Annotated in this window: 27 protein-coding genes; 13 read left to right on the forward strand and 14 right to left on the reverse strand. The window is 35.1% G+C overall.

All coding sequences use genetic code 11. The features are described from left to right. Positions 1 to 42 precede the first annotated feature (42 nt). Complete coding sequence (locus tag QOL71_RS10615; protein WP_283416904.1) at positions 43 to 423, forward strand: RidA family protein; 381 nt, start codon at positions 43 to 45, stop codon at positions 421 to 423. After that, entirely contained in the window at positions 424 to 888 is a 465-nt protein-coding gene (locus tag QOL71_RS10620; RefSeq protein ID WP_283416905.1) for a hypothetical protein, read from the forward strand. Between the two features lie 319 nt (positions 889 to 1,207). Here the strand turns inward: QOL71_RS10620 and QOL71_RS10625 are convergent, their stop codons facing one another. Together QOL71_RS10625 and QOL71_RS10630 are read right to left on the reverse strand one after the other, a co-directional pair. After that, a complete protein-coding gene (locus QOL71_RS10625; protein ID WP_283416906.1) occupies positions 1,208 to 1,690 on the reverse strand; it encodes a hypothetical protein in 483 nt (160 codons plus the stop codon). 35 nt (positions 1,691 to 1,725) lie between these two features. After that, positions 1,726 to 1,962 carry a helix-turn-helix domain-containing protein gene (locus QOL71_RS10630; RefSeq protein ID WP_283416907.1) on the reverse strand — a complete coding sequence of 79 codons (237 nt, stop codon included), beginning with the start codon at positions 1,960 to 1,962 and terminating at the stop codon, positions 1,726 to 1,728. A gap of 169 nt (positions 1,963 to 2,131) precedes the next feature. Here QOL71_RS10630 and QOL71_RS10635 point away from each other — a divergent pair, with 169 nt between their 5' ends. The 4 genes from QOL71_RS10635 (at position 2,132) to QOL71_RS10650 (ending at position 5,938) form a co-directional block, all read left to right on the forward strand. Then, positions 2,132 to 3,691 (forward strand): hypothetical protein, encoded by a 1,560-nt coding sequence (locus tag QOL71_RS10635; RefSeq protein ID WP_283416908.1) that lies wholly within the window; start codon positions 2,132 to 2,134, stop codon positions 3,689 to 3,691. 17 nt (positions 3,692 to 3,708) lie between these two features. Then, positions 3,709 to 4,302: a DUF6705 family protein gene (locus QOL71_RS10640; protein WP_283416909.1), complete on the forward strand. Its 594-nt coding sequence runs from the start codon at positions 3,709 to 3,711 to the stop codon at positions 4,300 to 4,302. 180 nt (positions 4,303 to 4,482) lie between these two features. After that, complete coding sequence (locus QOL71_RS10645) at positions 4,483 to 5,073, forward strand: DUF6705 family protein (protein WP_283416910.1); 591 nt, start codon at positions 4,483 to 4,485, stop codon at positions 5,071 to 5,073. Between the two features lie 43 nt (positions 5,074 to 5,116). Then, positions 5,117 to 5,938 (forward strand): M23 family metallopeptidase, encoded by an 822-nt coding sequence (locus QOL71_RS10650; protein ID WP_283416911.1) that lies wholly within the window; start codon positions 5,117 to 5,119, stop codon positions 5,936 to 5,938. A 59-nt stretch (positions 5,939 to 5,997) separates the two neighbouring features. Here QOL71_RS10650 and asnB read toward each other — a convergent pair whose 3' ends face one another. Further along, entirely contained in the window at positions 5,998 to 7,659 is a 1,662-nt protein-coding gene (gene asnB / locus QOL71_RS10655; RefSeq protein WP_283416912.1) for an asparagine synthase B, read from the reverse strand. A gap of 503 nt (positions 7,660 to 8,162) precedes the next feature. On the opposite strand from asnB, the gene QOL71_RS10660 reads away from it, so the two are divergent. Further along, positions 8,163 to 9,449, forward strand: a complete 1,287-nt coding sequence (locus QOL71_RS10660; RefSeq protein WP_283416913.1) for an adenylosuccinate synthase — start codon at positions 8,163 to 8,165, stop codon at positions 9,447 to 9,449. 292 nt (positions 9,450 to 9,741) lie between these two features. On the opposite strand, the gene QOL71_RS10665 is transcribed toward QOL71_RS10660, so the two are convergent. Further along, positions 9,742 to 10,401, reverse strand: coding sequence for a helix-turn-helix transcriptional regulator (locus tag QOL71_RS10665; protein WP_283416914.1), 660 nt, complete (start codon positions 10,399 to 10,401; stop codon positions 9,742 to 9,744). A 441-nt stretch (positions 10,402 to 10,842) separates the two neighbouring features. Here QOL71_RS10665 and QOL71_RS10670 point away from each other — a divergent pair, with 441 nt between their 5' ends. The 6 genes from QOL71_RS10670 (at position 10,843) to coaE (ending at position 15,879) form a co-directional block, all read left to right on the forward strand. Further along, positions 10,843 to 11,376 carry a glycine zipper domain-containing protein gene (locus QOL71_RS10670; RefSeq protein ID WP_283416915.1) on the forward strand — a complete coding sequence of 178 codons (534 nt, stop codon included), beginning with the start codon at positions 10,843 to 10,845 and terminating at the stop codon, positions 11,374 to 11,376. Positions 11,377 to 11,439: 63 nt separating this feature from the next. Further along, on the forward strand, positions 11,440 to 11,937 hold the full coding sequence (locus QOL71_RS10675) for an LIC_10190 family membrane protein (RefSeq protein ID WP_283416916.1): 498 nt from the start codon (positions 11,440 to 11,442) through the stop codon (positions 11,935 to 11,937). Beyond that, positions 11,918 to 13,042 carry an LIC_10190 family membrane protein gene (locus QOL71_RS10680; RefSeq protein WP_379953571.1) on the forward strand — a complete coding sequence of 375 codons (1,125 nt, stop codon included), beginning with the start codon at positions 11,918 to 11,920 and terminating at the stop codon, positions 13,040 to 13,042. Before QOL71_RS10675 ends, QOL71_RS10680 begins: the two co-directional genes overlap by 20 nt. Positions 13,043 to 13,098: 56 nt before the next feature. Then, a complete protein-coding gene (ruvB, locus tag QOL71_RS10685; protein ID WP_120212581.1) occupies positions 13,099 to 14,121 on the forward strand; it encodes a Holliday junction branch migration DNA helicase RuvB in 1,023 nt (340 codons plus the stop codon). A gap of 257 nt (positions 14,122 to 14,378) precedes the next feature. Then, a complete protein-coding gene (locus tag QOL71_RS10690) occupies positions 14,379 to 15,245 on the forward strand; it encodes an MBL fold metallo-hydrolase (RefSeq protein ID WP_283416918.1) in 867 nt (288 codons plus the stop codon). Positions 15,246 to 15,297: 52 nt separating this feature from the next. Then, positions 15,298 to 15,879, forward strand: coding sequence for a dephospho-CoA kinase (coaE, locus tag QOL71_RS10695; protein ID WP_283417191.1), 582 nt, complete (start codon positions 15,298 to 15,300; stop codon positions 15,877 to 15,879). A 71-nt stretch (positions 15,880 to 15,950) separates the two neighbouring features. On the opposite strand, the gene QOL71_RS10700 is transcribed toward coaE, so the two are convergent. The 10 genes from QOL71_RS10700 to QOL71_RS10745 form a co-directional block, all read right to left on the reverse strand. Further along, on the reverse strand, positions 15,951 to 18,848 hold the full coding sequence (locus QOL71_RS10700; RefSeq protein WP_283416919.1) for a reprolysin-like metallopeptidase: 2,898 nt from the start codon (positions 18,846 to 18,848) through the stop codon (positions 15,951 to 15,953). 107 nt (positions 18,849 to 18,955) lie between these two features. Further along, positions 18,956 to 19,207, reverse strand: a complete 252-nt coding sequence (locus QOL71_RS10705) for a GlsB/YeaQ/YmgE family stress response membrane protein (protein ID WP_283416920.1) — start codon at positions 19,205 to 19,207, stop codon at positions 18,956 to 18,958. A gap of 38 nt (positions 19,208 to 19,245) precedes the next feature. Further along, entirely contained in the window at positions 19,246 to 20,199 is a 954-nt protein-coding gene (gene ftsY, locus QOL71_RS10710; RefSeq protein ID WP_283416921.1) for a signal recognition particle-docking protein FtsY, read from the reverse strand. Positions 20,200 to 20,308: 109 nt separating this feature from the next. Then, positions 20,309 to 20,464: a DUF4295 domain-containing protein gene (locus QOL71_RS10715; RefSeq protein ID WP_120212587.1), complete on the reverse strand. Its 156-nt coding sequence runs from the start codon at positions 20,462 to 20,464 to the stop codon at positions 20,309 to 20,311. 19 nt (positions 20,465 to 20,483) lie between these two features. Beyond that, the gene (rpmG, locus tag QOL71_RS10720; protein ID WP_027384735.1) at positions 20,484 to 20,666 is read right to left on the reverse strand and encodes a 50S ribosomal protein L33; all 183 of its coding nucleotides are present in this window, start codon (positions 20,664 to 20,666) and stop codon (positions 20,484 to 20,486) included. Continuing rightward, on the reverse strand, positions 20,666 to 20,914 hold the full coding sequence (rpmB, locus tag QOL71_RS10725; RefSeq protein ID WP_120212588.1) for a 50S ribosomal protein L28: 249 nt from the start codon (positions 20,912 to 20,914) through the stop codon (positions 20,666 to 20,668). Before rpmB ends, rpmG begins: the two co-directional genes overlap by 1 nt. Before the next feature lie 154 nt (positions 20,915 to 21,068). Further along, the gene (locus QOL71_RS10730) at positions 21,069 to 21,419 is read right to left on the reverse strand and encodes an arsenate reductase family protein (protein WP_283416922.1); all 351 of its coding nucleotides are present in this window, start codon (positions 21,417 to 21,419) and stop codon (positions 21,069 to 21,071) included. Between the two features lie 72 nt (positions 21,420 to 21,491). After that, entirely contained in the window at positions 21,492 to 22,106 is a 615-nt protein-coding gene (locus tag QOL71_RS10735; RefSeq protein ID WP_283416923.1) for a deoxynucleoside kinase, read from the reverse strand. A gap of 75 nt (positions 22,107 to 22,181) precedes the next feature. Continuing rightward, complete coding sequence (locus QOL71_RS10740) at positions 22,182 to 22,943, reverse strand: hypothetical protein (RefSeq protein ID WP_283416924.1); 762 nt, start codon at positions 22,941 to 22,943, stop codon at positions 22,182 to 22,184. Positions 22,944 to 22,963: 20 nt separating this feature from the next. Next, positions 22,964 to 23,527: a DUF6759 domain-containing protein gene (locus tag QOL71_RS10745; protein WP_283416925.1), complete on the reverse strand. Its 564-nt coding sequence runs from the start codon at positions 23,525 to 23,527 to the stop codon at positions 22,964 to 22,966. Positions 23,528 to 23,757 lie beyond the last annotated feature (230 nt).

Raw genomic sequence — 23,757 nt, forward strand, 5'->3', positions numbered from 1 at the left:
TAATGAAAATTTGTATAGTTTTGTAAAAATTTAATTTTTCTAATGAAAAAGATCATTCATACGTCAGAAGCGCCTGCAGCCATCGGGCCTTATTCACAAGCTTGTTTAGTCAACGGAACATTATACATCTCTGGGCAGATTCCTGTAGATCCCGAGTCCGGAAAACTGGTTGAGGGCATCGAAAAGGAAACGCACCAGGTGATGAAGAACCTGCAAGCTATCCTGAATGAAGCTGGAATGAGTTTTGATAATGCTGTAAAAGCATCGATCTTTCTTAAAAGTATGGATGATTTTGCCGTCGTGAATGAGATCTACGCATCGTACTTTAGTAACGATCAGTTTCCTGCAAGAGAAACCGTGCAGGTATCTTGTCTCCCAAAAAATGTTGATGTAGAAATATCAATGATTGCATACAAAGACTAAATGAACTTTCTTAGGAATACATTAGGTGTTTTGGCTGGTTTAACGGTGGCCGCTCTCATTATCACATTCGGGATAAAGATCGATTCCGACTGGGTTACTTACAAGCAGTTTGCACCTTTTGATCATTGGGAAGCACTTCTCCAGTCGGTTGAGAAAAAAGATTCCTTTTTTGTGGCCTTACTGTTTTTCGGTGGCTTAGGTGTAACTTTTGGGGGCGTGGTTACGGCAATCATTGTAAAATATGCTAAAGTCGCTTATGCTATTCTGATAGGCTTCATTATGCTTTTCATTGCGATGCTGGATATCATCATCTATCCCTATCATCCCGTTTTTTATAAGATATCGATATTCTTGATTTTCTTTCCGTTCTCCTGGATTGGGGGGAAGATCACCGAAGTTATCTACGAAAGACGAAAAAAACGAGCTAAACAATTACAACTAAAGAATAAAAAACCACAAGCCTAGACTTGTGGTTTTTATTTATTAGTCTTTTTAAAAAAAGTATAATTCACTTGTTAAAACTGTAGGAGCCTGAAAGAATGACAGGTAAACCTGCAAAAATAGCAGGCGAAACTGTCAAAATCATAGGTGTGCCTACAAAAAGGGTAGGCTGGGCTATTAAAATCATAGCTACGCCTGTAAAAATTATAAGCGAGCCTATCCAAAAGGTAGGCGAGCCTATGAAAGTAATAGGCGAACCATTCATAGAAGTAAGCTGGCCTGTTCAAAATAAAGCCCGCCCTGGATTTTGCAGGGCGGGCTTTGTTAGTGTATGGTTTAAATATTATTCTTTGTCCGGTGATTTATTATCATTGCCTTTGTTGGCAAACCTGCTGTTCCATGTATCCACATCTCTCATTGCCAGGTCCAGGGCAGTATCATTTTGTCTGGATATTTCCAGGTTAGATTTGTAACGGTCTGCCAGTGTCATGATATCTGCAGAAGCACCCAGCTGGATTTCCTCGATAGTTTCAAGATTTTGCAGAATCGCCATCCTGTTGCCTTCCAGGTTGCTGTAGTAATCCAGCAGCCCGTTAAGTTCCGCCGGGTTATCTGCACGGCTCAGCGCATCGGGGAATTGTGTTGCAATTCTTGATATTAACCGGGCATAGCCTTCTCTGCCTTCTGCCATGGTGCGCATGCCGGGTTTCTTGTCATCCGTAAGGTTGATCTTGTAAGGTGTTAGTGGTGTAAGTGCTCCGGTAATGGTTGCAGTGTAGGTATCCGTAACGGCTTTTGCCGGGATAGAAAGAATGAATTTTCTCATCTTTTGTGTTGTTTTTTTGATTAATTAATTGTTGATTATTTTTCTATAGTAAAATTAAAAAGTTCTTTGATGTCTATTTCTAAGGCTTTGGAAATTTCATAAATAATGCCGACTGAGGTATTTATCAAACCCCGTTCAATTCGGCTTATTTGTGAATACTCTATGTTTGTGATGTCAGCGAGAGTTTGCATACTCATCTTTTTTGACTCTCTTATTTTTCTTAAGTTTTTGCCAAATGAAATAATAAACTCTTGATCTATGCTTGTCTTCACAACAACAAAGATTGAGAATATATGCAAAAATTATTATGGCAAATTTGCCATAATTAAAATTGTTTTATATATTTGGAAAATTAATTACATCATATTTAATTTTTAATTGAAAATATAGTGTAATTGATATGAAATCATTAGTTTTATAAACTTAAAAACAAAAATACCAATGAGAAAAACCTATGTATTGTGGTTTGCCATTCTGGCAATCCTCATGATTGGCTGTAGGAATGACAATTTCAACGCCAACGAAACCCACAACAACCAGCAAGCTCTTAAATTCAGGCTCGTATCCAGAGACGAGATCCCGGGAATCATGAGCAGTCTGCAAGCCAAGACCAATAACTTCAAAGTCCCATTGGGAAGTTCTTACTCTGCGCAGGGAAAAGTGGAGACCGCCTTTGGGGATGTGGTCACAAGCTACATTATCGAGAGTATCACCGAGAATGGTGAGGTGTATTACACCTTCCCTATACTGTCATCTTCCGTTACAGATACTACTGCCGAGACCTACAATTTGGAGGTGAAAGCGGACAATGCTGAGATGACCACCGGAAAAGTAGTAGTCTATGAGCCCACCGCTGAGTGGCTTGCGAATGGGAATAATGATTATCTAAGCTATTCCGGCAAAGTCTATACTTATTCTTTGGAAGGAGTTTTGGAAAATACTGTCTCATATCTCAACGGAAAAGGCAACTGTAATCCGGAGCCCTGCCCGGACTGCCCGACCCAGCCACAAGGACCGGGGGGCGGTGGCGGAACTGGTGGCGGTGGTGGCGGGAATCCCGGTGGTGGGAATGGGCCAACCGGAACAGGCGGCCCTGTAAGCTATCCTAATACTGGAGGTGGTGGCTCAGGTAGCAGCGGCTGTGGTGGTTGGGTTTTTTCTCACTATATACGAGATAATTGGGGTAATCCTATTGGGGCAATTTATGTAAATGGTTGTGGACAAACAATGCTAGTGCAATACCGGCTTCCCGGCGATAATGAGACTACTGAAACAGTTACTTTCACCGCTAATAGAATGTCTGCATCTACTTGTGGTCAGAATGATGGAGGGGTGGTGATCACAACGCAGAATGATCCGTGTACAAAGACAAAAAGCCAGCTTGGCACAGCATCTGTAAAAGAAGTAATACAAAATCTTAAAACGCATATTAGCAGCGGAGCAGGTGGTGAGAAAGGATACGGCATCAAAAAGAATGGCACAGTTTCACCGACCACAGAAAACAGTGACCATAGCGTGAATTTTGGAGATCCTTCCCTTCTAAATGCAGGATATCATAACCATACCGGGACAAAGGTGGATATTTTTTCTTCGACAGATATTGCCACTTTAATAGAAATAGCCAGGTATAATGGTTCTTCTAATCCCACTAATGCATTTATGGGACTGATTGCACCTAATGGAATACATTATATAATAAGATTTAATGGGCTTCAAACAGATTTACCGCCATTTAATAGTTTTTCTGATGTTCAAAAAGAAATTTGGAATATCGAACAGGTAGTTTTGATGTCAGTACTTTTAAAGAAAAATGAATTTTCACAAACTATAAATGGTAAAAAAGTATTAAATTCGAAAGGATTGGAACAAATCCTATTTGATACCTTAATAAAAATGGGATTACAGGATAAAATTGTATTACAGCAAATTGATGATAATACTAAAATATCTATGGTTATACAAAACCCTGATAAATCTACAACTCCAATTTCCTGTCCATAACTAAAAATTTAATTATTATGAAAAATTTTTTAAATATAAAATTTGTAATTATCATATTATTTACACTTAAACTAACTTCTTGTAAAGCGCAAACAATGCCATTAAATGCTTCAGAATATGATGCGCCAACAAACACTTACTTTAAAGACTTAAACAATGAATTAGATCCTTATGTCGGAACTTGGAAAGCAACATTTCAAGGAAAAACAATCACACTTGTAGTAACAAAAGAATTGAAGAGACCATATGCAATTTTGGGCAAGAATTTTTTAAAGGATATCATAATAATAAGATATGAAGTGAAGGACTCAAACGCTAATATTTTACAAACTACTCTGCCCGAAGCATATCTTGCAGGAGATAGAGTAAGGAATTTAATTATGAGCTTAGGAACCAATCTTAATAGTAATAATGAATTAAACTTGGTGTATGCAGGTGGTAATTGTAGTGTAGGTCTTGGAGAAATTATAATAAAAATGATAAACAGCACCCAATTCTCTTGGAACTACTCGCCCGGAACCACTGTAAGAAATGACATAGATTGTCCTCCGAATCAAGATTATAATATTTATCTACCAGAGACGGAGAATCTGGTATTTACAAAACAGTAAAGAAAATAGCCTCCCGTGAAAAGGAGGTTTTATTTTATAAGAAAGAATATTAGAAAAGGACCGAAGAACAAAATTGTTGTTCAAAAAATAGATGATAATAATAACATTTCTACTATTAATCAAAATTCAGACGGAAGCACTTCACCAATACCTTGTTTATAAAATTTAAAATCAAACAATATGAAAAATATTATAAAATTTAAATTTATTATACTTTTTTTATTAGGAATAATTTCCTGTAAATCACAACAAGTTTATCCTTTGAATGCTTCTGCTTTTAGAACACCAACAAATTCTTATTTTAAGGATTTAAATAATGAATTAGATCCTTATATCGGAACTTGGAAAGGAACTTTCCAAGGAAATACAACCACTCTTATTATAACAAAAGAATTGAAAAGATCTTATGAAATGTTTGGTAAAAATTTCTTCGAGGATGTATTAATAATAAAATATGAAGTGAAAGATACAAATGGAAATATATTACAAACATCTTTAAATGCTGTATATCCTACTGGCGGTAGTGTAAAATATTTAATAATAAGCACGGGAACAAATCGAGATAGCAACAATGAAGTAAATCTTGCGTATGCCGGCGGAAATTGTGGCGCAGGTGGTGGAGAAATAAAATTTCAGAAAATCAGCAATACACAGTTTTATTGGAGTTATTATCCGGGAGTTACAACAAGAAATGATGTAACCTGCCCACCAAATCTTGATTACCATATCTATCTGCCAGAAACAGAGAACCTTGTTTTTACAAAACAGTAAATCAAAAGCCTCAGCAATGGGGCTTTCTTTTAAAAAAAAACAGATGAAGAAACTAATTTGGCTGGTAATTATTTTAAGTAACAGTTTTATATTTTCACAAGAATATCATTTCAAGCTTTATTATCAGAAAAAAGAAGATACGATCACTGTCTTTATGGATAATAATGATCCTTTTCCCTATTCAATTGAATTTTTTGGACAGCCGAAGGTTGAGAATATGCGGTCGATAGGCGAGCATTTCAAAAATCGATATGTGATTGAAGAAAATACATCCAAATTAAGGTTAGCTCAATTTGTTCCTCTAGATATTCATAAACCCTCCAGTTTAAAAAAAATACCTGAATTCAAGTTGACGCCAGGTAATAAGTGGAAAGATGTGGATGAAGATTATATTTATGACCTGCCTTATGCTAAAGGAAAAATGTTTGCAATAATACAGGGATATAATGGAGAGTATTCTCACAAAAATCAAAATGCCCTTGATTTTGAAATGCCGGAAGGAACTGAGGTTCTGGCGGCGAGAGAAGGTATTGTAATGCTACTTAAGCAAGATAGTAATACAGGATGTGACAATGAAGCTTGCGCTAAAGATGCAAATTTTGTAAATATCTTACATTCTGATGGAACAATGGGCTCTTATGTCCACTTGAAATTTAACAGTTTAAAAGTAAATAGAGGTGATAAAGTTGAAAAAGGACAAGCAATAGCATTGAGTGGTAATACAGGATGGAGCACAGGTCCACATTTGCATTTTAATTGCTATGTGTTTAATAAATATAGAAGTCTTAAAACATTGTTTCGTATTAATGATGGGCATAAAGCCGAATATCTAATACAAGGGGTCAACTATAGAAAAAATTATTAATTAATAAAAAAACCACAAGCCGAGACTTGTGGTTTTCCTTTGTAGTTAGTTTAATAAATTTAATAAGCCGTTTCGTGGACTTTCACAGCGCGTCCGCTTGGGTCGTTCATCTTTTTGAAGGCTTCATCCCATTCCAAAGCAACCGGTGTTGAACAGGCGACGGATGGAACAGAAGGAACACAGCTTGCCGCAGAATCGCTTGGGAAATGTTCTTCGAAGATTGTTCTGTATCGATATTCTTCCTTACTCATTGGCGTGTTAATAGGAAATCGGAATTTTGCATTCGTCATCATTTCATCTGTAACCTCGTCTTCTGCGATTTGCTTCAATGTGTCGATCCAGGAGTAACCAACACCGTCACTGAATTGCTCTTTCTGTCTCCATGCAATGCTTTCCGGTAAAATATCTTCAAAAGCTTTTCTCAAAACCCATTTTTCCATTCTTTCCGGCGTTACCATTTTATCTTTTGGATTGATGGTCATTGCCACATCCATAAATTCTTTATCAAGGAAAGGTACTCGTCCCTCGATGCCCCAAGCCATCAGAGATTTGTTGGCTCTAAGGCAGTCATAAAGGTGAAGTTTGCCTAATTTTCTCACAGTTTCTTCGTGGAAAGCCTGTGCAGATGGCGCTTTGTGGAAGTATAAATAACCACCGAACAATTCATCTGAACCTTCGCCTGACAGAACCATTTTGATTCCCATTGATTTTATCACTCTTGCCAGAAGATACATCGGCGTAGAAGCTCTGATGGTTGTCACATCATAAGTTTCCAAATGATAAATAACGTCTTTTATTGCATCCAAACCTTCCTGGACGGTATATTTAATCTCATGGTGAACGGAACCGATGTGATCTGCTGCTTTTCTTGCCGCAGCTAAATCCGGCGAACCTTCCAATCCCACAGCGAAGCTATGTAATCTCGGATACCACGCTTCTTGTGTATCACCACTTTCGATTCTTTGCCTTGCGAATTTTGCTGTTACAGCTGCAATAATTGTTGAGTCCAGACCACCGGAAAGCAAAACACCATAAGGTACATCACTCATCAGCTGTCTGTGGACAGCCTCTTCCAATCCTTTTCTGATAGCAGAGATATCCGTTGCGCTATCTTTTACATTTTCAAACTCTTCCCAGTCTCTTTTGTACCATTGCTGTAATTCTTGTCCGTCTTTGCTATAAAGAAAGTGCCCAGGCAGGAATTCTTCAATTTTATTGCAAACACCTTCTAATGATTTCAGTTCGGAAGCTACATAGAAACTTCCGCTTTTATCCCAGCCCATATATAAAGGAACGATACCCATATGATCTCTGCCGATCAGGTAAGCATCGTTTTCTTCGTCATATAATGCAAAAGCAAAAATTCCATTTAATTTTTCCAGGAAATTTTTTCCATCTCTCTTATATAAAGCCAAAATAACTTCACAGTCGGACTGAGTTAAAAATTCATAATCAGGGAATTCTTTTCTCAGCTCCTGATGATTATATATCTCACCGTTAACAGCCAAAGCCACTTTTTTATCTTTTGTAAATAATGGTTGTTTCCCCGAAGTCGGATCAACAATAGCCAGTCTCTCGTGAGAGAAAATAACATTGTCGTGTTGATAAATTCCTGACCAATCCGGGCCACGATGTCTAATCTTTTTAGACATTTCTAATATTTGAGGTCTTATAACTTCATTTTTTTGTTTGGTGTCAAACACGCATACAATTCCGCACATCGTTTTAGTATTTATATTTAGATTAAAATTATGATGCAAACATAAGTTTATTAATTTAAATTTAAAATTTTTTTTATGTTTTGCTTTAAAAAAAACAATTTAATTTGTTTATTTGTGGTAATATATTCTTATTGTTCGTTTTAAAAATAGATTTTGCTTGATTTTTTTATATTTGATTACTGAAAAGATTTCTTTTTTTATTTTGATTAATAAAAAAATATAATATACGTTAAATAAGTTTATATTTTCATATTATTTTTAGTCGTTGTTAATAAATATTTAACTCAGTGAAAGAAAGTTCGATTTTTTAATGTAATTTATAAAAAAATGTACGATTTTTGTATCGAAAATTGTATTGTAGATGCAGCAGTGCATTTATAATTTTTTTCATCATTTGTGTTTTTGCCCTCTTATTTATAGTAAGAGGGTTTTTTATTTTATATGATTTTGCTAAGCCGTATATATAGTATAACTTTGTAAATAATCTAAAAAAAGTAAAAAATATGTCAACTTACGTAGTTGTAGGTCTCCAGTATGGAGATGAAGGAAAGGGTAAAATTACGGATGTTTTATCTGCAAAATCGGATTATGTTGTTCGTTTTCAGGGTGGTGATAATGCAGGACACACGGTTTATGTTGGAGATGAAAAATTCGTTCTGCATCTTTTACCGTCCGGGGTTTTGCAGTGTAAAGGAAAATGTATCATTGCTAATGGTGTAGTGGTAAATCCCAAAGCATTCATCAAAGAGATTGAGCAGATCGAAAGTAAGGGTTTGAAGACCGATCATGTCTTTATAAGCAGAAGGTCTCATGTTATAATGCCTTACCATATTTTATTAGATACCTACAGAGAAGAAGAACAGGGCGGAACACAGATTGGAACAACTAAAAAAGGAATAGGACCTTGTTACGAAGATAAAATAGCAAGAGTTGGAATCAGAATGATTGATCTTCTGAATCCAGATGTGCTGAGAGAAAAAATCGAGAAAAATTTGAAAGTAAAAAATTCTCTTTTTGAAAAGTATTTCGAAAAGCCGGGATTGGACGTTGAGGAGATTTATCAGGAGTTTTTGGCACTTGGAGAGAAATTAAAGGACAGAATTGTTGATACTGAATTAGAAATTAATGAAGCAATCAATGAAGGGAAGAATATCTTGTTTGAAGGTGCCCAGGCTTTAATGCTGGACATTGATTTCGGAACTTATCCATTTGTAACTTCTTCTTCGCCGTCCACAGGTGGTGTTTGTACAGGAGCGGGTGTTCCTCCGACTGCTTTGCAAAATCTTATTGGTGTTGCGAAAGCATATACCACAAGAGTTGGAAATGGCCCTTTTCCTACAGAACTGGACAATGAACTCGGAGAAAAAATCAGACAGATAGGTTTTGAGTTTGGAGCTACAACAGGAAGGCCAAGAAGGACAGGCTGGTTGGATTTGGTCTCTCTTAAGCATGCTTGTATGATTAACGGTATTAATAACTTGGTAATTACTAAGCTGGATGTTCTTACAGGCATACATCCTTTGAAAATTGCTACAAAATATAAAACCGAAGACGGGAAAATTATAGATTATTTTACTTCTTCCACTACCAAATTATATGATTACGAACCGATCTATGAGGAACTGGAAGGTTGGAACGAAGATATCACAAATGCAAGAACTTATGATGAACTTCCTGACAATGCGAAGAAATATATCGAGTTTATAGAAGAGCATCTGGGGATTAATGTATATTTGGTTTCTGTAGGACCGGAGCGTTCTCAGAATATTATCAGAAAGGAACTCTTCTAAACATATTACATTTTTATAAAAACAAAATCCGAAGCCATCAGCTCCGGATTTTTTTATTTGTGCTTTTGTGTTTTTTAAAAAAGAAATGCTAATAAATTGATTTCTTTTCAAGTTTGAAAATTGCAGCAGATTTCAAACATTTGTGATTTAGAAAAATTTGTGTTTTTATTTCAGTGTCATTTGACGATGCAATAATAAAAATTCTCAAAGTCAATCAAAAATATTTGTACACTTAATTCACTCTATTTATCTAATGTGTTGATATATAGTGTTGTTTATTTGTAAAATAGCTTTAAAAATTATTGATAATATAAAGGTTTATGTCTGTTTCAGTAGAAATATTTAGCTTTCTCCTGATACGGTATTTCTTGTTTTCAATTGCTCTCACGGTAGAATTAGTGGCTGTCGCTATTTCTTTTGTAGTAAGATTCAGTTTCAATAAAGCACAAACTTCCAATTCAGAAGAAATAACATTAGGAGCAGCATTTAAAATTTTATCGAAAAAATCTGGAAACTGCGATTTGAAATAAGTAATAAAAAGAGAGTTTTTACTCATTGCAAGGTCATACAATTCACCAGAGAAATTAATTTTATCAGTTTTCTGAATCATAGCATTCAGCCTTTCCTTTTCAATGTAATATTTTACAAGTACTTTTTCCTTTCTGTAAATAAAATACATCCCGATAAAAGTGCAGAATGTGATCTCTATGATCTTATATATTCTCACATACCATTCTTCCAGATCGGTGAGATGTTGAGTGGAAAATCTGTTGAGATAATAATCGGTTGTTACATTCGTTAAAAACCAGGCTAAGTAAGAAACAATCAGGAAAACAATAATCCATCTGTCTTTTATGTAATCAAAGAAAAATGCTACAGCAATTGTTAAGGAGACGTATGATAAATAGTTCATACAGCCTTTTCCGGAAACGGTATCGAAATAAAAAATCATTATTCCCAAAAAAAAGAACAGAAGCATGAGTAGTTTTGTGTTGAATCTGATTCTGTCAGGCCATAATAACGTACTTAACATAAAAAGAGTAAAACTGCCAAATATTACACAGTTTATATAATATTTAAGAATAACATTTAGAATTAAGTTACACAACAACAAAAATACAAGAGTAAGTGTGTACACGTCAAACAAAATACTTTTCTCATATTCCATTTCATTTTTTGCGAGATCTCTTTTCTTGATTATTATAGACTTTATATAGTTCATATATAAGCTGTGTTTTATGCAGTCTAATTTATTTAAATTAACACATAAAACCTAATAAAATTCGACATTTTGGAATTGATTATATTAATTTATTTAGTTTGATTTTTATTTTGGTATCATAATTGAAATCAGATTATACGTAATTCACATTTTGTGAAAAAATGATAGATTATGAAAAATTTATTTTTAACAGGAGCAAGCATCATTTTATTATTTACATCTTGTAACAAAGATGAAAAGATACAGACTGCATCCTTAGAACAACAAAAATTGGATTATCAAGCAAGACAGATTGATATAGAGAAACAAAAGCTGGCAATCGAAAAAGAAAAAATCAATTTCGAAAAACAAAAAGACAGCCTTAACAAAGTAGAAGCAGAAAAAGCTAAAAAGCAAGTACAGGTAAAAGAAAGAGTGGTTTACAGAGATTCACCTAGAAGATCATCCGGAACTTATGCGGGAACATCTTCTTCCGGATCATCCGGAACAGCTGCCTCTACAGGTACAACTGCAACTCAGAAAAAAGGATGGAGTAGCGCCGCAAAAGGTACTGTTATTGGTACAGTTGGAGGTGCAGCAGCCGGAGCCATTATTTCCAAAAAGAATCCTGGTCTTGGAGCTGTAATTGGAGGTATTGCGGGTGGTGCAACCGGTTATACTATCGGTAGAGCAGAAGATAGAAAATCTGGTAGAGTACAGAAGTAAAAAATTTCTTCATATATATTTTAACACGGAAAGATTGCTTATTTTTGGTAAGCAATCTTTTTTATGCTTATAATTCTCAAAACTCTTCTGATATTTTTACTGGCCAATTTTGGTAATGGAATTATCGCAATTAAACTACTTAAAATTAAGTGTAAAAGTTTTGCATTAATTTCTCTTTTAGGAATTTTAAGCATGGCGTTTTTACAGACAGTCTTAGCTTTTTTCTTTCCGTTGAATTTTTATGTGGAAATTGCTTTTTTGATTGCAGGAGTTGTTGGATTAGTATTATTTTTAAAAGAAAAAGATTTTACTCATTTTGAATTCAAAAAAAACATCAATTTCTGGTTTTACTTTTTTATTGTACTAATTATTTTTGTTGGCTCTTTTTCTCCTTATTTGTATGACAATTACAGTTATTACGTTCCAACTATTACTCTCCTCAAACAAGTTGGCTTTGTAAAAGGAATTTCAAATCTGGATTTGTTATTAGGGCAAACCTCTTTCTGGCATATTTATCTCGCCGGATTTTCAAATTTAAGCGATGGTTTTTTTAAGGATTAATGTTTATTTATTGATCTTATTCTTGATTTACATTTACGAAAGAAGGCAATGGGTTTTGTTTCTTTTTATTCCCTTTTTCTTAATTTTTATTCAGCAGCCGAGTCCGGATTTGCCAACATTTATCATTGCTCTAATTGTTGTGAATGAATTACTAAATAACACCAACAAAAAATCACTTTTATACCTTTCCATATTTGTATTCTGTATAAAACCGACAATGTTTTGGTTACCATTATTGATTGTTTTGGAAAGTATTTATAAAAGAAATTTAAAATTTCAAATGTTAATTCCGATTTTGGCTTTTGGTATTTTATTTATCATTAAAAATATCTGGCTTTTTGGCTTTCCTGTTTTTCCTGTTTCAGCTGTTGATTTTAATTTATCTTGGAAACCGAGTCAGGAGATTCTGACCTATTCTTCACAAATTGGGTTAATGGAATCTTACGATATGCATTATTCTTATCAGCAGATCATGGATTTTAATTTTTTGGAAAGAATCGATCACTGGTTTACAATTGGATTGAAATCAGTTTTCAATTTTTTAATTGTATTAAGTATTCTTATTTTAGGATTTTTAGCTTTTAAAAAGAAAGAGAAATTTTTCACATTACTTTTCATTTGTGTTTTATTGAAGTTTATTTTGATTATTGTCTTTTCAGCTCAGTATCGATTCTTTATTGATATCTATCTGATTGTATTATTTCTGATTTTCAAAGATATTTCCGAAGAAAAAGCGGTCTTTGTTTCTGTATTTTTATCCGTTTTTATTTCCATTATTTTCACTTTGCCAGGTTTTGTCAAAGGTCAATTTAATATGGGAAAATGGATGTCCGGTTTTCAGATGTCACAGTTGATAAAACCAACGGAATTCAAATCAGAAAACCCCAAATCTTATCAGTTAGGAAACCTCAAATTTCACGCTACGAAGGAACTGATTTATAAAACTCAATTTCCGGCGATGTCACTTTATTGGCTGAAAACTTATCAATATTATAATGTTTTTCCTCAAATTTCAGAAAATGGATTTATCCAGAAAAAGTTGACTGAAAAAGAGAAAATGGAGCTAAAAAAAATCATCAATGATTTGGAAAATACCAAGCCTTGATTACTTTAAATTTTCTCTATCTTTGAATATCATTTTTTAATTATTAATTCAGAACAATGCCCGATTTTTTACATCCCGATAAAGACAATTATTCCGATGACGATTTGATTCAGGAAGAAAAAATCCGTCCGCAGAGTTTCAGAGATTTTGCCGGGCAAAGAAAAACGCTGGATAATCTGGAAGTTTTTGTGGCCGCCGCTAAAAATCGTGGTCACGCCCTGGATCACGTTCTTCTTCACGGGCCGCCGGGATTGGGAAAAACAACACTGTCGCATATTATCGCCAACGAATTGGGTGTTAATTGTAAAATCACTTCAGGTCCGGTTCTCGATAAGCCAGGAAGTTTGGCTGGGCTACTTACCAATCTCGAAGAAAATGATGTCCTTTTCATAGATGAGATTCATCGTTTGTCGCCGATTGTAGAAGAATATCTGTATTCTGCAATGGAAGATTATAAAATTGATATCATGCTGGAAACAGGTCCCAATGCACGTTCTGTACAAATCGGCCTCAATCCGTTTACCTTAATTGGTGCAACTACACGAAGCGGAATGCTGACCAAACCAATGCTCGCAAGATTCGGAATCCAAAGCCGGTTAGAATATTACACCATTGAACTTCTCGGAATGATTATCGAAAGAAGCGCTCGCGTTTTAGGTGTGAAAATCTATGAAGATGCAGCGCTGGAAATTGCAAGAAGGAGCCGGGGCACACCAAGAATTGCCAATGCACTTTTGCGTAGAGTTCGTGACTTTGCAGAAATCAAAGGCAATGGAGAAATCGAAATCGAAATCACAAAGTTTGCATTAAACTCGTTGAATGTGGATGAGTTTGGTCTGGACGATATGGATAACAAAATTATGCGTGTAATGATAGAGAATTTCCGTGGCAAACCGGTCGGGATTTCTGCATTGGCGACTTCTATCGGTGAAAATCCGGAAACTTTGGAAGAAGTTTACGAGCCATTTTTGATTCAGGAAGGGTTTATTATCCGCACACCACGAGGTAGGGAAGTAACGGACAAAGCCTATAAACATCTGAAAATTTCCAGACCGAAAAATCCGGGTGAACTGTTTTAATATCAATTATTAAAAGTCACTACATTAGATTTGGGCAGCTTATCCGCCCTCCGTTCCCGCTTTTTTCTTTTTGAAAAAAAGAAAAAGAGCTCCACTCAGGTCGGGCTGCTGCAATTCGGTGTTTGCAATTCGACTTAATTTCTTATATTAGTAAAAAACAAAAACTCTTATGAAATCACTTTCCGGGATATCATTTTTGATTAAATGTGAAGCCTTGGTGATTGCATATGGCAGATAAAAATAATAAATAACTACGTATGAAACTCTATCCAATCCAATGTGGAAAATTCAAATTAGATGGTGGTGCAATGTTTGGTGTTGTTCCAAAAACGCTTTGGGAAAAAACAAATCCGGCTGACGAAAAAAACCTTATCGAACTAGGAACACGTTCTCTTTTGGTAGAAGATGGCAAAAAATTAATCCTTATCGATTGCGGACTTGGAGACAAACAGGACGAAAAATTCTTCGGACATTACTCACTTTGGGGTGATGATACATTGGATAAAAATTTAAAAAAATTCGGATTTGTAAGAGAGGATATTACAGATGTTTTTTTGACGCATCTTCATTTTGACCATTGTGGAGGAGCAGTGGAATGGAATGATGATAGATCCGGTTACAGACCGGCATTCAAAAATGCGAATTTCTGGACCAACGAAAATCATTGGAAATGGGCAACAGAACCGAATCCAAGAGAAAAAGCAAGCTTCCTGAAAGAAAATATTTTTCCATTGGAAGAAAGCGGGCAACTGAATTTTTTACCATTACCAACAACCGGTAATTATGGGTTTGCTCCCGATTTGAAAATGGATGTGATTTTTGTTGATGGACATACGGAAAAACAAATGCTTCCGGTTCTTCAATATCAGGAAAAAACAATTGTTTTTGCAGCAGATTTGATTCCGACGGCTGGGCATATCCCGCAGGTGTATGTGATGGGCTATGATACAAGGCCACTGTTAACGTTGGAAGAAAAAGGAAAATTCCTGAAACAATGCGTGGATAATGATTACCTGTTGTTTTTTGAACATGATGCTCATAACGAATTGGCAAGTTTGAAAATGACGGAAAGAGGTATGAAATTAGACCAGACTTTTAGTTTTAATGAAGTTTTTGGATATTAAATAAATTATGGAAATACAAGATATTAATCAAAATCAGGAAGAAGATGTTCCCATACCCAAGATTATTGGATTAACAGGCGGAATTGGTTCCGGAAAAACATCAGTCGCGAAATTATTGGAGGAAAAAGGTTTTCCTGTTTATTATTCGGACGATGAGGCGAAAAATATAGTTAATAAAGATTCGGCTTTAAAAGAGAAAATCATTAAGCTTCTAGGCATTGAGGCTTATATTGATGGTGTTTATAACAGAAAGTATGTTGCTGAAAAAGTCTTTAATAATTCTGAACTTTTGGAACAATTAAATCATCTGATTCATCCGGCTGTAAGAATCGATTTTGAAAATTGGGTCGAAGCTCAGAATTCTGAATATGTTTTCAAAGAAACAGCGCTTCTTTTTGAACTTAAACTAAATCAACAATGTTACAAATCCCTTCTGATTACTGCAGATGATAATCTCAGAATCAAAAGAACGATGGACAGAGATGGCAAAACCTATCGTGAGGTAGAAGCTATCATTCAAAAGCAAATGCCGGAAAAAGAGAAATGTAAATTAGCGGATTACATCATTTATAATAATTCTGATTTTGAAAGTTTACGGATAGCAACAGAAGCTTTTATTGAAGAACTTGAATAAAAATATTTACTTTATAAAAACAAAATCCCCGAATCCAAGATTCGGGGATTTTTTATTGAGGTTTAAATGTGTTAATTCTTGATGAATTTAGTTTGAGATTTCTCTCCGTTAGATTCTACAGTTAAGATGTAAACACCTTTTGTCAATTTAGAAACATTTACTTTTCCATCAGTTGTTCCTTGATTTACCAATTGTCCACCTACAGAATAGATTTCATATGTAGTTTTGGAAGAAACATTAGAGATGTTAATGATGTCCGTTGCAGGATTTGGATAAACACTGATGTTGTTTTTCTTAACATCTGCAACAGCTAATTGTCCAATATTTAAACTATAATCTTCTACTTGTCCATAGCTGGAAGTTCCACAAGGTGTAGAATTTGGTGTTAACGACGAATCATGTAAACGAATTCTCATTCTTGTTTTTCCTGATAAAGCATTGGCAGGAATTGTAATATTACCCGTCCAAGGTGATTTTTTCTTAGCCGTTGTTAATACTAACTCGCCTGCATCTTCAAAATCACCATCCTGATTAAGGTCAATCCATACCAGAACCTGATCGGCATCGTAAGAAGTCCCTGTAAATGTAGCAGAGAAACTGTAAGACTGCCCTGCAGTTACATTCCCGGTCACAGATGTAAAATCTTCATAACCTGCTGTGGAAGTAGAGTTATTGGTAATGTTGGCAAAAGTCACATTTGAAATTTTCTCAAAGCTGGTGCTTGTTGCTCCGGCTGTACAATATTCTATACCTTTTGTTGTGAAGTCTGTTGTAGCATAGGTTCCAACATTTCCGCTACAGATTGTAGCAACCGTTACATTATAAGGTGTGTTAAGTGTTAATCCCGAAATGGTATAAGTATTTGTGGTAAGATTATTAACTTCTGTCCAATTGGCATCAGCAGCTTTTTTATATCTTAAAATGTAAGTTGCATTGGCAACAGCATCCCAATCTATTTTTGCTCCTGTTTGAGTTATATTATTAGCTGTAAGTCCGGCAGGAGCTGTTCCATCACAATTTACCATTGCAGAAACCGTCACTTTTCCTACGGCGTAAAATACATTGTCAATTGCAGAAACTCTTACGATAATCTGAGAATTTGTTGGGATTCCTGTAAAACTTAAATTTTCAGAACCATCGTTTGGAGTTGATGCTGATAGCACTGCCCATGTTGCTCCGTTATCTTTTGTATAATCAATTTTGACATCAGATACATTGTAAGGAGAAGCATTAGTATTGACAACATCCCAAGTGAATGCAGCCGGAGAATTATTGTAGACTTTTGTGCTTGTAACTTTAAAAGGACCATCATTTCCAACTGTGATTGTTTGAGATCCAATCTGTGTCTGCTGTTGTTTGATATCTGCATTGTTATCTCTTACAAGGACTCTGAAGTTCATGGTTCTTGCCACATTAGAGACAGCTTCCCAATCTGTAGCGCTGGACAGAGTGCCATTCAGAACGTTACTTAATTTAGGGAAAAATCTATATGGCAATGCAGAACCAGTAAGAGATCTGAATTTAGGACCTGCAGTATTGTTTCCGGTAACTGTTGTCACGGCAGATGTGGATCTGTCATACTCTTCCCAGGTGTATGTAATAGGATCATTTTCCGCATCAGTTGCAGAAGCAGTTAACACAAAAGCCGTTCCCTTAGGAATTGTCTTGCTTGGCAATGTTGCAACTACCGGTGGATTGTTTGTAATAGCTGTACTGACGTCACAATTCTGGCCATTAACATAGGTTTGAACTTGCTCTACACTTCTTACATGAAAATACGCATCGGAATGTGGCTGAACATCTGCACTGGTAATCCCCGCATAACCCATAATGGTAGATCCTGAGCCGGGTTCCATATGAGCGGTATTGTAAGGCGAACTCTGGATTGCATGCGAAAATGTATGGTCAGCACCAAACTGATGTCCCATTTCGTGGGCAACATAATCTATATCGAAGTTATCACCTTCTGGACCACCTGTTCCCGGAGATGTAAAACCGGAACCTTTTGAAGTATCATCACTGGCATTAGAAGGATTTCGACAAACATTACCAATATCACCGGCACTTCCACCACCTCCGGATCTTCCGAAAAGATGTCCGATATCATAAGCCGCATTTCCAATAACGTTTGTTAATGTTTTTTGTACTTCAAGATTCCAGGCACCACCAGCACCAGTTGATGCCGGTGAATAAGGATCTGTGTTAGGATCAGTATAAATTAATTGGGGAAGATCAAGAACATTCATATGAATTGCAAAGTCCTTCTCAAAAACACCATTCACTCTTGTCATTGTCGCATTGATAGCAGCAGCAGCCTGACTCACTCCCCCAAAATATTGTGTGTATTCTCCTGTTACAGAGATTGCCAGTCTGTAAGTTCTGTATTTTTTATCACTGGCTTTATTGAATTCTGTTACACTGTGAGTAAAATCTGTTGAATTGGCTAATGCATCCAATTGTTTTTTGCTCAGGTAAGATTCCGATGTTTTACATTCAAAAGCTTTTCCTTCACTTGGCTTATTGCTTTTTGGAAAAACGCCATAGACAGATTTATCTTTATTTTGAGGCTCGATGAATTCGTATTGTCCATTTCTGAACATCATCGCCTGTAGATCATAAGGAGATACACTAAATCTGACATATACCGTTGGATCACCAACTTTAGTACCCGCGTAAGACCCCAACTGGTATCTGTCAGCCATAGATTTCTCAACAACAGGTAAACTATAAACTGCAAATGTTTCGATCTTACCATCAAGAGTTGGAAGATTAATAATGACAGGTTTGCTGTTTTTTCCTGTTTCCTGAGCATTTGCCAGTTGCGACCTTATACCATTAAGATCCAAAGAATAGAAATTGGTGACCTTTGTGTCACGAAGTTTTTCTCCTTTCATAGATGTGGGTGACCACTGTGCAAAAGCACCGGTTATCATCGCGCAAGAAAGAAGGGGAGTAAAGATTTTCTTCATATTTTTTTAATTTTTCTCTTCAAATATATGATTTTTTTTGAATATTTAGTAACAAAAAAGCGCCGATTATATCGACGCTTAAGTGTTTTTGAATTATTAATAAATATTTATTTGTTTGCAACCATTCTATATAGAAATAATAAAAGAACAGATCCTCCGATTGCTACCAAAAAACTGGAAAAGTTGAATCCTGTCACATCAACACCAAAAAGCATTGATCCAAGCCAGCCTCCAAGCATAGCTCCCAGAATTCCGATGATAATTGTTATAATCCATCCTCCGGGATCTTTCCCAGGATGGATAGCTTTTGCGATGGCTCCGGCAATAAGTCCGAAAATAATCCAAGTTAAAATACCCATAGTTTAAATTTTTAATGTTAATATTTTGGTTTAGTATATTATCTTTTTCTGAAGAATGAATTTACAAATTCCATACCATTAAAAATCTGAAGATCTTCGATTTTTTCACCTACGCCTATATATTTAACAGGAATTTGAAACTGATCCGAAATGCCTATTACGACGCCTCCTTTTGCTGTTCCGTCCAGTTTTGTAACGGCTAATGCGGTAACTTCGGTTGCTGCTGTAAATTGTTTTGCCTGTTCAAATGCATTTTGCCCCGTAGAACCGTCAAGAACTAATAAAACCTCATGAGGTGCGTCCGGAATAACCTTTTGCATCACTCGTTTAATTTTAGAAAGCTCATTCATTAGATTTACTTTGTTATGGAGTCTTCCTGCTGTATCAATGATGACAACGTCGGCATCCTGAGCAACCGCAGATTGAACTGTATCAAATGCAACCGAGGCTGGATCAGAACCCATACCTTGTTTTACGATTGGAACACCAACTCTCTCGCTCCAGATGACTAATTGATCCACAGCTGCCGCACGGAAAGTATCCGCTGCTCCCAGAACAACTTTCAATCCCTGAGATTTGAACTGATGAGCCAGCTTTCCGATGGTTGTTGTTTTTCCAACACCATTAACGCCGACTACCATGATCACATAAGGCTTTTTGCTGGTATCAATATTATCTGTATCAATATGAGGATTTTCTAAAAGAAGTCCGGAAATCTCTTCACGAAGAATATTGTCCAATTCTGTAACATTAACATACTTGTCTCTTGCAACGCGATCTTCTATTCTTTTGATGATTTTGATCGTTGTTTCTGCGCCAACATCAGAAGCAATTAGTACTTCTTCCAGATCATCAAGAACTTCATCATCTACAGTATTTTTTCCGACAACGGCTCTGGATATTTTATCAAAGAAACCTTGACTGGATTTTTCCAAACCTTTATCAAGTGTCTCTTTATCTTCTTTTTTGAATATTTTTTTAAACCAACTCATTGGATGTATAAATGATTAAGGATAAATCGTTAAATGATTTTATCAGAAACAAAGATAAACAAAAAAACTACCCTGAAAGAGTAGTTTTTATATTGTATCGATTGCGGGATTATTTTTTCAAATATCCGTCAACTTCGTCAGCGTTCATTACTTTTTCTTCAAAAACGTAAGCCCCTGATTTATCAGACTTAACCATTTTGATTACTTTCGTCATTTTTTTTGAACCAGCTCCACCCTGAAGTGTTGCTACTACCTTCTTTGCCATTGTAAAATATTTTTATAAATTACTTAATTTCTTTGTGAACTGTATATTTCTTAAGAACAGGATTGAATTTTTTCAGCTCCAATCTTTCTGTAGTGTTCTTTTTATTTTTTGTAGTAATGTATCTTGACATTCCTGCTACTCCGCTTTCTTTGTGCTCAGTACATTCTAGAATTACCTGAACTCTGTTACCTTTTTTAGCCATTACTTAGTAGTGTTTTTAATGAATCCGTTTCTAGCAGCTCTTTCAAGTGCTTCCTCTATACCAATCTTATTGATTACTCTTAATCCGTGAGCAGATACTCTTAGAGTAACATGTTTTTCTTGCTCAGGAAGATAAAACTTCTTCTCTAGTAAATTAATTTCAAAACGTCTTTTCGTTTTGTTATTAGCGTGGGAAACATTGTTTCCTACCATTGCACGCTTACCTGTTATTTGGCAAATTCTTGACATATCTCGATGTTCTTTTGACTAATGAATATTTGAGAGTGCAAAATAACGGATTATTTTTCATTCAGACAAATAATTTTAAAATAATTATTAAAAAAGAAAGCGTGAAATATTGATTGTTAATATTTCACGCTAAGATTATCTAAGTTGTTGAGTGTTAATTGTCAATGAAGAATTTTACATTTTCTATAGGGTTTCCCGGCATTGCAATTTTACCTTTTATAAGAATAGGACATTGTATCAATTCCGGATTATGAGCAATGACTTCCAACGCTTTTTCCTCATTTACAACTTCGTTTTCAGAAAAATATTTTTTAAAAAGGTCTGTCGATTTTTTAAGAATCTTGCTTGGTCTTTTGTTGAGTTTTTTAAATAAGGTTCTCAACTCAAATAAGCTCAAAGGATCTTTATTGATATCAATGATCTGAAATTTGATATCATTCTCGTCCAGATATTCCAAAATAGCTTTGGACTTGGGACATTGATTATTATGAATTACTTTGATCATAAGTTGTTGTGGTGTTAAAAAGTTTGGCGGTTATAATCTCCTATGGCTGTAGAAAATTATCGGCCAAATAATTTAAAACAAACCATTCAACTCTGCATCAATCCTTTCCAAGATATAACCGAAGTCTTCTTGTTTTTCTACAAAATCCAGATTGTCAACATCTATTATAAGAAGTTTTCCTTCCTTGTAATTTTCTATCCAGTTTTGATATTTGTTATTCAGTTTTGACAGGTAGTCAATGCTGATTCCTGCTTCGTATTCGCGTCCTCTTTTGGAAATCTGTCTTACCAAAGTCGGGACATCTGCTCTGAGATAGATTAGCAAATCCGGTGCCGAAACAAAGTCTTTCATCAGCTGGAAAACGGATAAATAATTATTAAAATCACGCTCAGAAAGTAAGCTCATCTCTGCAAGATTCTCTGCAAAAATATGGGCATCTTCGTAGATCGTTCTGTCCTGAATTACATTTTTTCCACTCTCACGGATCTCTTTTACCTGACGGAATCTGCTTCCTAAGAAGTAAATCTGAAGTGCAAAACTCCATTTTGACATATCGCCATAAAAATCATCCAAATAAGGATTGTGATCTACATCTTCAAACTGTGCTTCCCAACCGTAATGCTTTGACAGCATTGTTGTAAGAGTTGTTTTTCCGGCACCTATATTTCCTGTAACAGCAATATGCATTGTTCTAATTATTGATAAATGATGAGTGATAATCGATGATAAAGTTACAATGATTTATCAAAGATCAATTATTAATTATTTAAGGTTGTAAAGATAAAGTTTGTCTTTTATGAGTGCCAAAAATCCGGAGTTATTTTTATCCACAATTTTTGCATTTTGATTTTGGAAAATTTCAGTAATGGTTTTACCGTCAAATCTTGTGATGCTTTGGTTTCCGAATATTAGAATATCATCATTGTTCCGGCTTAGTTTTCTGGCATTATTAATACCTTCCGAAAATAATAATGTGGCTTTTGTATTATAAACTTCAAAAGCATTTTCACGAAGAATATAAATCTTATTATTATAGACAAGGAAGTCCTTTAACGACTGAAGGTTGATGTTGAATGGAAAAGAATTAATGACAGAATTGCTTCTGAAGTTGTATTGAATAAGTGTTTTGTTACTATCGTCCAATAGCCATGCAAATTGTAAGTCTTCCGCATACACAGCTCTTATGAAACCAAAATTTGAACTTAGATTGATTTTCTGTATCTCATTCAGATTTTGATCCAGGAATTTAATTTCCTGGGCATTTTCAGAAAACATGACAATGTTGAGAGGATTGGTCACGCTTTGGATTTTGTAAGGAAAAGTCATCATTACTTTCCCGAGTTGAATCCCAACCGAGTCATATTTTGTCAGGCTGAAATCTTTCTTCTTATATAAATAGATATTGCCGTAATCGTCACCCAAAACTTCCTGGATATCTCTCATCTGCAAAGAATCCAGTCCGATTTTTTTTTGAGAAAAAGTGAGAACTGAAGTTAATATTAATATGAGGGATAATAATTTCAATAAGATATTTTATAAGTTAATTATTTTGCACCATTCAGTGTAATGATAAGATCTTTTGTGAAGGCTTTATTCTGGTTATAAGTTGCATCGCAAATAGAAGTAGAAACATTATAGCTTCCTTTGTCAACCAAAATATAATTTTGTCCGTTGGCAGGAACAGTAAGGTTATAGAATTTTTTCCCACTGATTTTGATAACAAGCACACATTTGGATTTGTTGACAAATTGGACAATAGCTTCTTTTTTGTTAGGATCATTGTTGAAAAGACTTGTAAGAACTGCTGCCGTATTTTTTGCCTGTTCAGAGGGTTCACCTTTTGCCGCTGTTGTTCCTATCTTTGAGGTTTTTTCAATTTTATTTTCTGTCATAGGAGTTACGGTTGGTTTTGCAACTTGAGCGTTTCCGCCATATTTAAGAGACAGAATTCTTTGCTTCAGTTCCGGAACAGCGGGGTGATTGGGATTGTCTCGGATAAATTTTTCTATAACCGCTCTGTCTGTAGATCTTTTGGCTTCAAATATGCTGACTTGGGAAAATATACTTATGGAAACTAAAAAAAATGAAAGTAAAAATATCTTCTTCATTATAAATGGGGATCTGTTTTTAATTGAAACGTAAAAATAAACCAAATCTTGTAATGTTGTGTGAAATTTAAATTAAAAATTAATTCGATTTTTCACATAATCTGATAATATTATAACAATATTCTATTTTTATTAAGATTGTTTCTTATTGATAATTATTTTTATAAAAATCACTATATTTGCACGCTGAAAATCATGAAGGAGGAATCAACAATTAAATAAAAAAATAA

The sequence above is a fragment of the Epilithonimonas pallida genome (assembly GCF_900182975.1).
Lineage (GTDB): Bacteria > Bacteroidota > Bacteroidia > Flavobacteriales > Weeksellaceae > Epilithonimonas > Epilithonimonas pallida.

Bases quoted from the DNA above. Each gene is read 5' to 3' on its own strand.
- QOL71_RS10615 (WP_283416904.1), top strand. From the start codon at position 43: ATGAAAAAGATCATTCATACGTCAGAAGCGCCTGCAGCCATCGGGCCT.
- QOL71_RS10620 (WP_283416905.1), top strand. From the start codon at position 424: ATGAACTTTCTTAGGAATACATTAGGTGTTTTGGCTGGTTTAACGGTG.
- QOL71_RS10625 (WP_283416906.1), bottom strand. From the start codon at position 1,690: ATGAGAAAATTCATTCTTTCTATCCCGGCAAAAGCCGTTACGGATACC.
- QOL71_RS10635 (WP_283416908.1), top strand. From the start codon at position 2,132: ATGAGAAAAACCTATGTATTGTGGTTTGCCATTCTGGCAATCCTCATG.
- QOL71_RS10640 (WP_283416909.1), top strand. From the start codon at position 3,709: ATGAAAAATTTTTTAAATATAAAATTTGTAATTATCATATTATTTACA.
- QOL71_RS10645 (WP_283416910.1), top strand. From the start codon at position 4,483: ATGAAAAATATTATAAAATTTAAATTTATTATACTTTTTTTATTAGGA.
- QOL71_RS10650 (WP_283416911.1), top strand. From the start codon at position 5,117: ATGAAGAAACTAATTTGGCTGGTAATTATTTTAAGTAACAGTTTTATA.
- asnB (WP_283416912.1), bottom strand. From the start codon at position 7,659: ATGTGCGGAATTGTATGCGTGTTTGACACCAAACAAAAAAATGAAGTT.
- QOL71_RS10660 (WP_283416913.1), top strand. From the start codon at position 8,163: ATGTCAACTTACGTAGTTGTAGGTCTCCAGTATGGAGATGAAGGAAAG.
- QOL71_RS10665 (WP_283416914.1), bottom strand. From the start codon at position 10,401: ATGATTTTTTATTTCGATACCGTTTCCGGAAAAGGCTGTATGAACTAT.
- QOL71_RS10670 (WP_283416915.1), top strand. From the start codon at position 10,843: ATGAAAAATTTATTTTTAACAGGAGCAAGCATCATTTTATTATTTACA.
- QOL71_RS10675 (WP_283416916.1), top strand. From the start codon at position 11,440: ATGCTTATAATTCTCAAAACTCTTCTGATATTTTTACTGGCCAATTTT.
- QOL71_RS10680 (WP_379953571.1), top strand. From the start codon at position 11,918: ATGGTTTTTTTAAGGATTAATGTTTATTTATTGATCTTATTCTTGATT.
- ruvB (WP_120212581.1), top strand. From the start codon at position 13,099: ATGCCCGATTTTTTACATCCCGATAAAGACAATTATTCCGATGACGAT.
- QOL71_RS10690 (WP_283416918.1), top strand. From the start codon at position 14,379: ATGAAACTCTATCCAATCCAATGTGGAAAATTCAAATTAGATGGTGGT.
- QOL71_RS10700 (WP_283416919.1), bottom strand. From the start codon at position 18,848: ATGAAGAAAATCTTTACTCCCCTTCTTTCTTGCGCGATGATAACCGGT.
- QOL71_RS10705 (WP_283416920.1), bottom strand. From the start codon at position 19,207: ATGGGTATTTTAACTTGGATTATTTTCGGACTTATTGCCGGAGCCATC.
- ftsY (WP_283416921.1), bottom strand. From the start codon at position 20,199: ATGAGTTGGTTTAAAAAAATATTCAAAAAAGAAGATAAAGAGACACTT.
- QOL71_RS10715 (WP_120212587.1), bottom strand. From the start codon at position 20,464: ATGGCAAAGAAGGTAGTAGCAACACTTCAGGGTGGAGCTGGTTCAAAA.
- rpmG (WP_027384735.1), bottom strand. From the start codon at position 20,666: ATGGCTAAAAAAGGTAACAGAGTTCAGGTAATTCTAGAATGTACTGAG.
- rpmB (WP_120212588.1), bottom strand. From the start codon at position 20,914: ATGTCAAGAATTTGCCAAATAACAGGTAAGCGTGCAATGGTAGGAAAC.
- QOL71_RS10730 (WP_283416922.1), bottom strand. From the start codon at position 21,419: ATGATCAAAGTAATTCATAATAATCAATGTCCCAAGTCCAAAGCTATT.
- QOL71_RS10735 (WP_283416923.1), bottom strand. From the start codon at position 22,106: ATGCATATTGCTGTTACAGGAAATATAGGTGCCGGAAAAACAACTCTT.
- QOL71_RS10745 (WP_283416925.1), bottom strand. From the start codon at position 23,527: ATGAAGAAGATATTTTTACTTTCATTTTTTTTAGTTTCCATAAGTATA.